Source organism: Humibacter antri (assembly GCF_054777235.1).
The window spans coordinates 86,429-99,835 of record NZ_BAAHAW010000009.1 but is presented as its reverse complement, the minus strand read 5'-3'; the positions used below and the strand labels follow the sequence as shown (position 1 = coordinate 99,835).

11 protein-coding genes are annotated in these 13,407 nt (G+C 66.7%); 7 read left to right on the top strand and 4 right to left on the bottom strand.

Features of this window, described 5'->3' with window-relative positions; all coding sequences use genetic code 11:
* Positions 1–34: 34 nt before the first annotated feature.
* Positions 35–2,527: a DNA gyrase/topoisomerase IV subunit A gene (locus tag ACYVDK_RS05000; protein ID WP_460518820.1), complete on the bottom strand. Its 2,493-nt coding sequence runs from the start codon at positions 2,525–2,527 to the stop codon at positions 35–37.
* Between the two features lie 99 nt (positions 2,528–2,626).
* On the opposite strand from ACYVDK_RS05000, the gene ACYVDK_RS04995 reads away from it, so the two are divergent.
* Positions 2,627–3,763, top strand: a complete 1,137-nt coding sequence (locus ACYVDK_RS04995; RefSeq protein WP_460518967.1) for an alkaline phosphatase family protein — start codon at positions 2,627–2,629, stop codon at positions 3,761–3,763.
* 105 nt (positions 3,764–3,868) lie between these two features.
* Here the strand turns inward: ACYVDK_RS04995 and sepH are convergent, their stop codons facing one another.
* Complete coding sequence (gene sepH / locus ACYVDK_RS04990; protein ID WP_460518817.1) at positions 3,869–4,918, bottom strand: septation protein SepH; 1,050 nt, start codon at positions 4,916–4,918, stop codon at positions 3,869–3,871.
* 213 nt (positions 4,919–5,131) lie between these two features.
* On the opposite strand from sepH, the gene ACYVDK_RS04985 reads away from it, so the two are divergent.
* Positions 5,132–5,425 carry a DUF4193 domain-containing protein gene (locus tag ACYVDK_RS04985; protein ID WP_460518814.1) on the top strand — a complete coding sequence of 98 codons (294 nt, stop codon included), beginning with the start codon at positions 5,132–5,134 and terminating at the stop codon, positions 5,423–5,425.
* Between the two features lie 7 nt (positions 5,426–5,432).
* Here the strand turns inward: ACYVDK_RS04985 and ACYVDK_RS04980 are convergent, their stop codons facing one another.
* A complete protein-coding gene (locus ACYVDK_RS04980) occupies positions 5,433–5,900 on the bottom strand; it encodes a DUF3093 domain-containing protein (RefSeq protein ID WP_460518811.1) in 468 nt (155 codons plus the stop codon).
* A 38-nt stretch (positions 5,901–5,938) separates the two neighbouring features.
* Between ACYVDK_RS04980 and dut the strand changes: the two genes are divergently transcribed.
* The 5 genes from dut (at position 5,939) to dxs (ending at position 12,795) form a co-directional block, all read left to right on the top strand.
* Positions 5,939–6,397 (top strand): dUTP diphosphatase, encoded by a 459-nt coding sequence (gene dut / locus ACYVDK_RS04975; protein ID WP_460518808.1) that lies wholly within the window; start codon positions 5,939–5,941, stop codon positions 6,395–6,397.
* Entirely contained in the window at positions 6,394–6,996 is a 603-nt protein-coding gene (locus ACYVDK_RS04970) for a DUF3710 domain-containing protein (protein WP_460518805.1), read from the top strand. The genes dut and ACYVDK_RS04970 overlap by 4 nt, the downstream gene beginning before the upstream one ends.
* A 2-nt stretch (positions 6,997–6,998) precedes the next feature.
* Entirely contained in the window at positions 6,999–7,766 is a 768-nt protein-coding gene (locus tag ACYVDK_RS04965; RefSeq protein ID WP_460518802.1) for a DUF3159 domain-containing protein, read from the top strand.
* A 113-nt stretch (positions 7,767–7,879) separates the two neighbouring features.
* Positions 7,880–10,720 (top strand): aconitate hydratase, encoded by a 2,841-nt coding sequence (gene acnA / locus ACYVDK_RS04960; RefSeq protein ID WP_460518799.1) that lies wholly within the window; start codon positions 7,880–7,882, stop codon positions 10,718–10,720.
* A gap of 128 nt (positions 10,721–10,848) precedes the next feature.
* Positions 10,849–12,795 (top strand): 1-deoxy-D-xylulose-5-phosphate synthase, encoded by a 1,947-nt coding sequence (gene dxs, locus ACYVDK_RS04955; RefSeq protein ID WP_460518796.1) that lies wholly within the window; start codon positions 10,849–10,851, stop codon positions 12,793–12,795.
* Between the two features lie 25 nt (positions 12,796–12,820).
* Here dxs and ACYVDK_RS04950 read toward each other — a convergent pair whose 3' ends face one another.
* Entirely contained in the window at positions 12,821–13,354 is a 534-nt protein-coding gene (locus ACYVDK_RS04950) for a dihydrofolate reductase family protein (protein ID WP_460518793.1), read from the bottom strand.
* Positions 13,355–13,407 lie beyond the last annotated feature (53 nt).

Here is a 13,407-nt window from a genome sequence, read left to right as displayed (position 1 = left end):
CACGTCACCGGCAGCACAAGACGCGTAACCGGCGTCAGCTCACCGCGGCTCCGATCGTCGCGATCACGGCGTCGAGCGGGACCCCGGATGCATCGCGCTTCGCTCCGCTCTCCGGCAGCGACCGTGGTGTGCCGTCGCCGGAGACTGCCAGCGCGGGGGCCTCACCCGCCCACGCCGCGGCAATCTGGTCCTCACCCTTCAGGAACCGCTGAGCACGTACACCGCCGGTTGCCCGACCCTTCGCGGGGAACTCCGCGAAGGACGAAACCTTCCCGGTTCCGGGGTTCGTGCCTGCAAGGGTGCTGGCGCTCGTGGCGATGGTCACGACCACGGCGTGGTCTGCAGCCTGCTGGGGCACGACATCGAACGAGATCGCACTCGCCCCGCCGGCAAGCTTGATGCCGGCCATGCCGCCGGCGCCTCGCCCCTGGGGACGCACGGAGGCTGCGGCGAACCGCAGGAGCTGCGCATCCGTCGTCACGAAAACAAGCTCGTCGGAGTCGGATGCCTCGCCCGCGCCCACGACGGAGTCGCCGGGTTTGAGCGCAATCACCTCGAACTCCGGCTTGTTCGCCCAGTCTCCAGGGGTAACGCGCTTCACGACACCCTGCGCGGTGCCGAGCGTCAGCGAAACGGCCGAGTCCGCCGCGACGACGGCCAGAACGCGTTCGCCCCGGTCTGTGAGGCCGATGTAGTCGGTTGCCCGCACCCCGGCACCCAACTGCACCGAATTCGGCGGCACGCCGGGAAGGTCGACGGGGGAGAACCGCACGATGCGGCCGCGATTCGTGACGGCGCCGATCTCGGAGCGACTCGTGGTCACGACCGAGGACCGCACAGCGTCATGCTTGCTGCGCCGAGACGGGGGAGTGATGCGCGGGACCGTTCCGTCGGCATCCGGCTGCAAGTCGACTCGCACGAGCCGCCCGGTCGCGGAGAGGAACACGCTGCACGGCACATCGGCCACCTCGAGAACGGCCTGTGCCTTTGCTCCGGTAGTCGCTCTCGACGGAGCGGCGGAGGTGAGCATCGTGCGCCGTGGCGTGCCGAACCGGTCCGCGACGTTGCCGAGTTCGGTCGAGACGACCTCCTTGATGCGGTCGTCGGACGCGAGTATCTGCTCCAGTTCGGCGATCTCTGCCAGCAACGTGTCCCGCTCGGCCTCGAGTTCGATGCGCGAGAACTTCGTCAGTCGGCGCAACCGCAACTCGAGGATGTACTCGGACTGCACTTGGCTGAGGTCGAACACCTGCATGAGGCGGCTGCGCGCCTGGTCGCTGTCGTCGCTGGTCCGGATGACCTGGATGACCTCGTCGATGTCGAGGATCGCAACCAGGAGGCCTTCCACCAAGTGCAGTCGCTCGCGCCTGCGCGCCAGCCGGTACCGGGAGCGCCGCGTCACCACCTCGATGCGGTGGTCCACGTACACCTGGAGCAATTCTCGCAGCCCCAGCGTGCGCGGGTTGCCGTCGACGAGGGCGACGTTGTTGATCGAGAAGCCGTCTTCGAGCGGGGTGTAGCGGTAGAGCTGGTCAAGCACCGCCTGCGGGCTGAACCCGGTCTTGATGCCGATCACTAGGTGAAGCCCTCTGCTGCGGTCGCTCAGGTCGGTGACGTCGGAGATGCCGGCGAGCTTCTTCGCGTTCACCCCGTCCTTGATCTTCTCGATCACCTTCTCGGGTCCTACGAGGTACGGCAGCTCGGTGACCACGAGCCCGGTCTTGCGCGCGGTGATCGGCTCGGCCGAGACCTTGGCCCGGGTTCGGAACGTCCCCCGGCCGGTGGCGTAGGCATCCTTCACTCCGTCCAGGCCGACGATGATGCCTCCACCTGGCAGGTCGGGCCCCGGCACGAATTCCATCAGCTCGTCCAGCGACGCATCAGGGTTGTCGAGGAGGTGTCGGGCCGCGCCGACGACCTCCACCAGATTGTGCGGCGCCATGTTGGTCGCCATCCCAACGGCGATGCCGCTGGCCCCGTTGACGAGCAGATTCGGGATCGCCGACGGGAGCACATCGGGCTGCGTGAGCTGGTTGTCGTAGTTCGGGACGAAGTCGACCTCGTCTTCGTCGATGCCCTCGGTCATCGTCAGTGCGGGGGGCGCCAGACGCACCTCGGTGTATCGGGCCGCGGCCGGTCCGTCGTCGAGCGACCCGAAGTTGCCGTGCCCGTCGATCAAGGGCAGCCGGAGCGTGAAGTCCTGCGCCATACGCACCAGCGCGTCGTAGATCGCGGCGTCGCCGTGCGGGTGCAGCTTGCCCATCACCTCGCCGGTGACGCGAGCGGACTTCACGTGTGCACGCTCTGGCCGCAGCCCCATCTCGCTCATCTGGTAGAGGATGCGGCGCTGCACAGGCTTCAAACCGTCGCGGGCGTCAGGAAGCGCCCGGGAATAGATCACCGAGTATGCGTATTCCAGATAGGAGCTCTGCATCTCGGTGGAGACGTCGACGTCTTCGATTCGCTCCGGGGTGGTGCTCTCCGCCGCAGCGGTTCGAGGCGATCTGTGGTTGTCTGCTGGGCTCATTCGTGCAATCTCGTGCGGGCGGAAACGGGGGACTCGCACACCGCCGGCGGGGAGGGATCCCAGTGCGCGCGGGTCTGCCAGACTGGCCGGGTGGGCTCAATGCTACCGGCCGGATTCCCGTCATCGACGAGCCTTGCCGATGTTCTGACCAGTTGCCTGTCCGCTGTCTCCGGAGCCCGTCCGACCATCCCTATTCCTCAGGTCGCCAGGGCGGCCGTGGTACTCGTCGACGGGCTGGGAGCCCAGTCGTTGCGGGCTCGCTCCGGACACGCACGCTTCCTCGGTCCGCGGCTCACCCGGGCAACCACCTTGGACTGCGGGTCGCCGACGACCACCGCCGCATCGATCGCCACCCTCTGCACGGGGCGGATGCCCGGCGAGCACGGCATCGTCGGCTACCGCGGTTACGAACCGACGACGGCGCGCGTGTTCAACCATCTCAGCGGATGGAACGGCGTGCCGACACCCGAGCGCTGGCAGCGCTGCGAGACGGTGTTCGAAACGGCTGCACGGCAGGGTGTCCCCTCGTACGCCGTCGGGCCGGAACGCTACCGTTCATCCTCGTATACCGCGGCCGTGCTCCGCGGCGCCGAATACGTCGCCGCCGACAGCATGGAACGCCGGGTGGAGGTCGTACGCGAGCTCTTCGATCGCGGCGGCAAGCGATTGGTGTACCTCTATGTTCCCGAGCTCGACGTGGCGGCTCATTCCAGCGGCTGGGAATCCGATGCCTGGCTCGTCGCGCTGGAAGAGCTCGACTCGGCGATGGCGCGGCTCGCCCGATCGCTTCGGCCCGGTGAGGGGGCGTTCGTCACCGCCGACCACGGGATCCTCGACGTGCCCGAAACATCGCACGTGCTCTACGACGCGGTCTCCCCACTGACTGAGGGAGTCCGACGGGTCGGCGGCGACCCGAGGCTGCTGCAGCTCTACCTGGGCCCGGATGCGACGGAGTCCGACGAGCAGGATCTGGCGGCCGCCTGGCGCCATGCGGAGGAGCACCGGGCCTGGATCGCCACCCGGTCGGAGGCGATCGACGCAGGATGGTTCGGCCCGATCGTGGACGCCGAAGTCGCACCGCGGATCGGCAACGTGCTGGTCGCTGCACGAGGCCGCATCGCGTACTACGACTCGACTCCGGAGGGAGCCAAGGGCCGGCGCATGGTGGGCCAGCATGGATCGTTCTCTCCCGAGGAGCGGAAGGTACCGCTGCTGCGTCTCGGTGCTTTCGAGTAGCCCGCGCTTTCGAGTAACCCGCCCTCTCGCACCGGCCTCAATAGTTCGGGTTTCGACCCTTCGAAAGGTTCAGGCCTGGCCACATTCGACCCGCGGTATCGACGCTTACGCCAGGTCGTCGTCCGTGCGCGCGCCGAAGACGATCTCGTCCCAGCTGGGCATCGACTTGCGGCCACGCTTCGCACCACGTACTGGACCCGTGCCTGATCGATCGACGGCCTGTGACAGCGGCGCGATCGGCGGCTCGACCAGCGACGGGACGCCCGTCGAGTCGAACGCGTCCAGCGGGATGTCGACCGCCTGTGGCTGAGAGTCGCGCTGGCCCGCCGCTTCTCGTTCGCCGCGTCGCTTGCGCAGCGCCTCGAGCAGATCCGCCGTCTGATGCACGTCTCTCGGCTCGTCATCGTCGGCGCGCTTGATCGCTTGGATGGTGATCGCGTTGTTCACATTCTGCGGCGTTCGTCCGGCAGACTGTTCTTGCCGCGTTCCGGAAGCGGGCGCATCGTCGAACGTGAAGGCCCCGCTGTCGAAGCGGGACTCATCAGGCACCGGCAGTACCGGTGAAACGGCGCGCAACCGCGGAATGAGCCCGGTCTGGAGTTCTCCCTGCTGGGAGAGGGTGTGCGCATCGGCGTTCGACGGCGCAAGCGCCATCTTGCGCGGCTCGAATGCCCAGCGTGCGTCGTGGTCGACGTCGTCGGCCACGAAACTGAGCTTGACCGTCCAACCGGTCTCCGGTTCCTTCCAACTGGTCCAGCGTTCACCCGTCGCGCCGACCGAGGCGAGTCGGTCCCGGATGACCGCGCCGAACGTGTCACCTTCGCTGAGCGGGTCGATCTCGGCGCCGGTGCGCACGGGAACGGCCAGCGCGGAGGCGACGACATGTTCGCGCTCGGCAACGATCGGGCCCTCGAAGCGCTCGACGTAGCCGATAGCCGCCCCGGTCAACGTCGCGACCTCTTCTGCCGACAGCCCCGAGCGGATGTGCGCCTGAATCTCCCGCGGCGACACCTTGGGCCCCGTCACCGGGTCGGGCTTGATCTGACGCAGCCGCGACTGCAGCATCTCGTCGATGGCGATGCGGAATCGCTCACCGCTGTCGTTCGCGGCGAGCAGTGCACCGTTCTCGATCCCGATGACCTTCAAATCCTGCATACGAAACGCCTCTTTCGACCTCGTTGCGTTCGAGCCAACCCTGCCATGGAACGGCGGCATTTCCTGGGAATAACCGGGGCGCGCCGCGAGTTGATCCGAGCGCACAACGGAAGGCCGAGAGAACCGGTCGTGGTCTGTTTGCTATTCCAGGACGACTGATGCAAACTATGCCCGCCGATTTCTTCGGATCGCATGAACAAGAAGTGGATGGGAATGGCAACCGATTACGACGCGCCGCGGAAGACCGACGACGACTCCGAGTCGATCGAGGCCCTCAAAGAGCGGGTTCCCGACAAGATGTCCGGGGTGGTTGACGTCGACGATGCCGACAACCCCGGCGGATTCGAGCTTCCCGGAGCAGACCTCTCCGACATCGATCTCGACGTCGTCGTACTGCCACCGCAGGCCGACGAGTTCACGTGCGTGAGCTGCTTCCTGGTGAAGCACCGCTCGCAGATCGATCACGAGACGAAGCTGGGGCCGATCTGCATGGAGTGCGCGGCCTGAGACTTCGTCAAGAATGAGGAGCCGGCGGCAGATTGTCGCCGGCTCTGTCGTTGAGCGCCCTCGCCAGTTCGGTCGGGCGCCGCGTGGAGAGCAGCCAGTACGGTGCCGGATCGTCCTCGTCGAGAATGGGGATGCGCACCACGTCGCTGACCCAGCCGCGGATCAGCAGCCAGGCACGGGCATCCAGCAGCCGTCCGCGCTGCATGGTGGCCTCCGTCCCCTCGAACGTCTCCGCCGCACCGAGGTAGCGGCGCTCGATGTGGGCACGTCCCGCCTTCAGCTCACCGGTCGTCACCTCGATCGTGGGTGATCCGGCGATCAATCCCGCCACGCATCCGGCGTAAAGCAGCACGGCGCACACGATTCCGACGGTCATGTTGATCGGGGCGAATACGATGATGCTGGCGGGGATCACGAGCGCTGTCGCGACGAAAAGCCAGGGGGCGGCCCAGAGCCGCTCTCGGTACACGGTCATACGTCTATTCGACCAGAGTTCTGCACTACCCTCGACACGTGATCGAATCCGTCGACGTGCTGACAACGGCGCTGGAGCCCCCGCGGTATGCGCACGACGACGACGCAGGTGCGGATCTCTGCTCAACGGATGCCGTGACGCTGAGCCCGGGAGAACGAGCGACGGTGGGCACCGGGGTCGCGATCGCACTTCCGGATGGCTACGCCGCGTTCGTGGTCCCTCGTAGCGGCCTCGCGGCACGGCACGGCATCACGATCGTGAACGCCCCGGGGACGGTGGATGCCGGCTATCGGGGCGAGATCCGCGTCACCCTGCTCAACACGGACCCGAATGCGGCGTACACGATCGCTCCGGGAGACCGCGTCGCCCAGCTCGTTCTGATGCCAGTGACGCGAGCCAGGTTCATCAGGGCGGAGGAGTTGCCGAAGAGCGTGCGCGGCGCGAACGGGTTCGGCTCCACCGGCTACACCGCACTTGAGTCAGGAGAGAACGCGTGAGCGACACAGGCGACATCGCCTCGGAAGAGTGGGAGAAGTCGGCGCCCGAAGACCGTGAGATCGAGGGTCCGTTCGACGACAGCGAGGCCAATCCGGTTCGTCCGTACATCGACCTCGGCGGCGTGAAGGTTCTGCCGCGCGAGGGTCTGCAGTTGCGGCTGGAGGTCGAGGAGGAGACGGGAAGAGTGGTGGCCGTCGGCCTCGACTACTCCGGCTCCACGCTGCAGGTGCAGCCGTTCGCCGCACCGCGGTCCAGCGGCCTGTGGCACGAGATCCGCGAGCAGATCGCCGACCAGATTCAGCACCAGGGCGGGCGCACCAGCGAACGGGACGGCGTTTTCGGACCGGAGCTCGTGGCCGAGATTCCCGTCGCCCAGCCGGGTGTTCCCGGAGAGACGCGCATCGCACGGTTCATCGGTGTGGACGGCCCACGGTGGTTCCTTCGAGGTGTGATCGCCGGTGACGCTGCGATCGATCCGGCCGCCGCGGCCGATATCGAGGACCTGTTCCGCAGCGTCGTCGTCGTGCGCGGGAATCAGCCCATGCCGCCACGCGACCTGATCCCGCTGCGCATGCCGGCGACACCGGGCGACTCCTGATCGTGAGCGAGCGCGACGATTCGGAGGTCGAGCGGGGGGACAAGGAGGCCGCGGCCGGCCTCGGCAAGGCGATAGCTCAGGCTGCGAGCGGGAGCGGGATCGGTGCCATCGCCGGAAACGATGCGCCGACCGGACGCGCTCTTTTCCGCGCGATGGGTGGTGTGCGCGGGCTCTGCGAGACCATCCTTCCCGGGCTGCTCTTCCTCGTGCCGTTCACCGTGCTCACGAGCATCCACGAGCCGTGGGCGCAGCAACTCGCCATGCCGGTCTCGCTCGGCGCCTCGGTGCTGGTCGCCGTCGTCTTCACGCTGATCCGCATCGTCACGAAGACGCAGATCACGCAGGCGGTCGCCGGGCTCATCGGTGTCGCCGCGTCGGCCATCCTCGCGTTGGTCACAGGCAACGCCGCGAACAACTTCCTGCTCGGCTTCGCCATCGACGCCGCATACGCGGCGGCGATGCTCGTGTCGATGCTCGTGCGATGGCCACTGCTCGGGCTCGTGATCGGGTACCTCATGGGCGACGGTGTCGCTTGGCGTGCTAACGCCGGCAAGCGACGCGTCATGCAGATTCTCACCGCATGTTGGCTCGCGCTGTTCGCTGCCCGCCTCGCCGTGCAGTTGCCGCTCTACTTCGCGGGCCTCACTGTGGCCCTTGGATTCACCAAACTGCTCATGGGCGTGCCGCTGTATGCCACGGTAGTGCTGGTTTCCTGGCTCGTTGCGCGCGCGCTCTACCCGCCGAAACCGGCGGCGGAATCCGCCGAATGACCCTTCACCCGCGACCTGTCCCAAGCATCCAGGAGCTCCGCAAACAACCTTGTGCTGGTGTTAGAGTTATCTCGACATCAAGATAGTTTTCCGCCGACGAAGGAGAGGTCAGCGTGTCAGCCGACAGCGTTTCCACAACGAACAGCTTTGGAGCACGAGACACCATCACGGTGGATTCGACGGACTACGAGATCTTCAAGATCGAGGCGGTTCCCGGCTACGAGAAGCTCCCGTTCAGCCTCAAGGTACTGCTGGAGAACCTGCTGCGCACCGAAGACGGCGCCAACGTCACAAAGAGCCAGATCAGCGCTCTCGGCAACTGGCAGCCGGAGGCGGAGCCCGACACCGAGATCCAGTTCACCCCGGCTCGCGTGGTGATGCAGGACTTCACGGGCGTTCCCTGCATCGTCGACCTCGCCACGATGCGCGAGGCCGTCAGTGCTTTGGGCGGCGACCCGGAGAAGATCAACCCGCTCGCGCCGGCGGAGCTCGTTATCGACCACTCCGTGATCGCGGATGTCTTCGGCACGCTCGACTCCTTCGAGCGCAACGTCGAGCTGGAGTACGAGCGCAACGGTGAGCGGTACCAGTTCCTCCGTTGGGGCCAGTCGGCGTTCGACGACTTCAAGGTCGTGCCGCCGGGAACAGGCATCGTGCACCAGGTCAACATCGAGCACCTGGCGCGCGTCACGTTCACCCGAGAGGTGGGCGGAAAGCTCCAGGCATACCCCGACACGCTGGTCGGCACTGACTCGCACACGACGATGGTCAATGGCCTCGGAGTTCTCGGCTGGGGTGTCGGAGGCATCGAGGCCGAGGCCGCCATGCTGGGCCAGCCGGTCTCGATGCTCATTCCGAAGGTGGTCGGCTTCAAGCTCACCGGGTCCATCCCGGCGGGCGTCACCGCTACGGACGTCGTGCTCACCATCACGCAGATGCTGCGCAAGCACGGCGTCGTAGGCAAGTTCGTCGAGTTCTACGGCGCGGGCGTCGCACAGGTGCCGCTCGCCAACCGTGCCACGATCGGCAACATGAGCCCGGAGTTCGGCTCCACAGCGGCGATCTTCCCGATCGACGACGTCACGCTCGAGTACCTGCGACTCACCGGTCGTTCCGAGGCGCAGGTGCGCCTCGTCGAGGAGTACTCGAAGGTTCAGCACCTCTGGCACGAGCCGTCCGCCGAACCGACCTACAGCGAGTACCTGGAACTCGACCTGGGCACCGTCGTTCCCTCGATCGCGGGACCGCGACGCCCGCAGGATCGCATCGAGCTCGATCGCGCCAAGGACCAGTTCAACACCGACCTGCACGACTATGCGCAGATCGACCACGACCTCGTCGACCTGACGATCGCCGAATCGTTCCCCGCGTCAGACCCGGGTGAGCTGTCCCCGGCCGATGCGTACAGCATCCACGCTCACCACCACCGCAGTCATGCACCGCACACGGCCTCGCATCCGACACCCGTCAAGTACAACGGGGACGAGTTCGTCATCGACCACGGCGCGGTCGCGATCGCCGCCATCACGTCGTGCACGAACACATCGAACCCCGAGGTCATGCTGGCCGCCGGGATTCTGGCACGCAATGCCTCCCGGAAGGGCCTGAAGGCGAAGCCGTGGGTGAAGACCACGCTCGCTCCGGGCTCCAAGGTCGTCACGGAGTACTACGAGAAGGCGGGCCTCACGGGATATCTCGAAGACCTCGGCTTCTACCTCGTCGGCTACGGCTGCACCACCTGCATCGGCAACTCCGGCCCACTGCCCGACGAGATCTCGGCCGCGGTCAACGACAGCGACCTCGCAGTGACCGCCGTGCTCTCCGGCAACCGCAACTTCGAGGGCCGAATCAACCCCGACGTGAAGATGAATTACCTCGCAAGCCCGCCATTGGTGATCGCCTACGCGTTGGCCGGATCGATGAACTTCGACTTCGAGTCGGATGCTCTCGGCGCCGATCAGGACGGCAACGACGTCTACTTGAAAGACATCTGGCCCGACGCCGCCGAGGTGCAGAAGACCATCGACGAGTCCATCAATCAGGACATGTTCACCCGTGAGTACGCGAGCGTCTTCGATGGCGACGAGCGCTGGCGTTCGCTTCCGACCCCGACCGGCTCGACGTTCGAGTGGGACGCCGAGTCGACCTACGTGCGCAAGCCTCCCTACTTCGATGGCATGACCGTGGAGACGACGCCGATCGCAGACATCACCGGCGCGCGAGTACTCGCAAAGCTCGGAGACTCCGTCACGACCGACCACATCAGCCCGGCCGGGTCGATCAAGGCGGACAGCCCCGCCGGTCACTACCTGAGCGAGCACGGAGTCGAGCGCAAGGACTTCAACTCGTACGGGTCACGCCGCGGCAACCACGAGGTGATGATCCGGGGAACCTTCGCGAACATCCGTCTGAGGAATCAATTGCTCGCGCAGTTCAACAACGGCAGTGGCGTGGAGGGCGGCTACACACGCGACTTCACCCTGGCGGATGGCCCCCAGTCGTTCATCTACGACGCCTCGGTGAACTATCAGAACGCCGGAACGCCCCTCGTGATCCTGGCGGGCAAGGAGTACGGATCGGGTTCTTCACGGGACTGGGCGGCAAAGGGCACGACGCTGCTCGGCGTGCAGGCCGTCATCGCGGAGAGCTTCGAGCGCATCCACCGGTCCAACCTGATCGGCATGGGTGTCGTACCGCTTCAGTTCCCGGCCGGGGAGTCCGCCGAGAGCCTCGGCCTGGACGGAACCGAGGAGGTCGCCATCGGCGGGCTCACCAGGCTCAACGAGGGCGCGACACCGAAGACGGTGCACGTCACCGCCATGCCGACCGCCCACTCCGCCGACGGCAAGCAACCCGTCGAGTTCGACGCGGTCGTGCGCATCGACACACCGGGCGAGGCGGACTACTACCGCAACGGCGGCATTCTTCAGTACGTACTGCGCAGCCTGGTCTGACCGCTCAGCACTGAGCATCAGCGAAGGGCCGGAATCCTGCGATTTCCGGCCCTTCGCGGTGCGTCTGACCCGGCGATGCTCCAGGGCGGTTGCGTAGACTCGTGGGTCAGAAACGAAAGGCGGCCGGCATGACCCTTCTCGAGACGATCCGAGGTCCACGCGACCTCGACGCTCTCTCGAAGGAACAGCTCGATCAAGTCGCGGCGGAGGTTCGCGAGTTCCTCGTCTCCAATGTTGCGAAGACGGGCGGTCACCTGGGACCGAACCTCGGGGTCGTGGAGTTGACGATCGCGATGCATCGTGTGTTCCATTCCCCGCACGATGCCATCGTCTTCGACACCGGGCACCAGGCGTACGTGCACAAGCTGCTCACCGGGCGCCAGGATTTCTCCACCCTGCGCCAAACCGACGGACTCGCCGGATACCCTCAGCGGTCGGAGTCCGAGCACGACATCGTGGAGTCCTCGCACGCCTCCAGCTCGCTTTCCTGGGCGGACGGCATCTCCAGGGCCTTCACGATGACGGGCCAGCGAGAGCGATATGTCATCGCCGTGGTGGGCGACGGAGCGCTCACCGGCGGCATGACCTGGGAAGCACTGAACAACATCAGCGACGACAACGACCGCCGCCTCATCATCGTCGTCAACGACAACGGCCGATCGTACGCCCCCACAATCGGTGGCATGGCGCGCTTCCTCAACACGGTGCGCACGCGCCGCGGCTACAAGAGCCTCTACCTCACGAGTCGGGCAGCGTTCGACAGGCTGGGCGCTCCAGGCCGCGCGGTCTATCGGGGAATGCGCGGCGGTCTGCACGGCTTCCTCTCCCGTTTCACCAACAACGAGGCTCTCTACTCCAACCTCGACATCAAGTACATCGGCCCCGTTCAGGGCCACGACATCGCCGCCCTGATGGAGGCGCTCGAGCAGGCGAAGAACTACGACGCTCCCGTCATCGTGCATGCGATCACGCAGAAGGGTCGCGGGTACGAACCCGCATTGCGCGACGCGGCCGACCAGTTCCACAGTGTCGCACCGATCGACCCCGAGACCGGGGAGCCGATCGCACAGGCCAGCGGTACTTCGTGGCCGTCGGTCTTCGCCGACGAGATCGTGCGGCTGGGGGAGAAGGATGCCCGGCTCGTCGGCATCACCGCCGCCATGCTGCGTCCGGTCGGGCTGCACCGCTTCGCTGAACGGTTCCCCGAACGCGTCATCGATGTCGGTATCGCCGAGCAGCACGCCGCCACCAGCGCTGCAGGAATGGCATTCGGCGGTCTGCACCCCGTCGTCGCCCTGTACGCGACGTTCATGAATCGCGCATTCGACCAGGTGCTGATGGACGTCGGGCTGCACAAGGCGGGCGTCACCTTCGTGCTGAGCAGCGCGGGCGTGACAGGGCCCGACGGGCCCAGCCACCACGGCATCTGGGACCTCGCGACGCTGCAGGTCGTGCCGGGTATCCGGATCGCGGCCCCGCGCGACGGCGAACGGTTGCGCGAAGAGCTCGGTGAGGCCGTCGCCGTGCAAGACGGGCCCACCGTGGTGCGCTACCCGAAGGGGACTGTTCCCGCGGAGATCGCTGCCGTGCGGCGCACCGCCGACGGCGTCGACATACTGCATGAGGACGACGCCCGCGATGTGCTCATCGTCGCTGTCGGCGCGATGGCATCCACGGGGCTCGACGTGGCACGGCGGCTGTCAGCGCAGGGCATCGGATGCTCCGTCATCGACCCGCGCTGGGTGGTGCCGGTCCCCCCGAGCGTCATGGAGTTCTCCGCGCGGCACCGTCTCGTCGTGTGCATCGAGGACGGCATCAGGGTCGGTGGCATCGGCACGCGCATCCGGCAGGATCTGCGCGAGGCGGGCGTCGACACGGCGGTCACCGAGGTGGGACTGCCGGACGAGTTCCTGGAGCATGGTGCCCGAGCAGACATCCTGGACCGCGCCCGGATGACGCCCCAGCACATCGCGCACGACGTGATGGGCATGGTGCTCGGCTCCAAGCTCCCGTACGCTCGCGGGGTCAGTGGGGACACCGGGGCGCAGCCCGTCGTGGTCCACGCGAAGGAGTGACGGCGTCGCGCGACGCGCATGACGTTCAGCGAACGACGTCGTAGCGCAGCCCGACCGCGCCGCTCGGGAAGTCGGTGCGCTCCTTGAGTCGCAGCCGGAGTACGTCGTCGAACGGCAGCAGCGGGGCACCGCCTCCCAGCACCACCGGCATGATCGTCACGACGAGCTCGTCCAACCTGCCGAGCCGCGCGAACTGTGCGACCACGTCGCCGCCACCCACCAGCCAGACGTCGCGGTCGCCCGCGGCAGCCGCGATGTCGTCGACGACGGATGCAGCATCGCCCGCATGGAAACGCACGTCACGTCCCGGCACGCCGGTCAGGTTCCTGTGTGTGAACACCCACGCCGGGACGTCGTACGAGTACGCGCCCGCTTCCTCGCCCAGGATGAACTCGTAGGTGGATGCGCCCATCACGATCGCACCCACATCGACGATGAACCGCTCGTAGCCCGCCGTGAACTCCTCGAAGCCGAACGCGGTCAGCCACCCGACCGCATTGTGCCGGTCTGCGATGTACCCGTCGAGGCTGGAGGCGACGTAGTAGCAGAAGCGTGTCATCCGCAGAACGTAACGCGGGCTCCCGACACCGGTTCGACAGGTGCCGCGAGCCC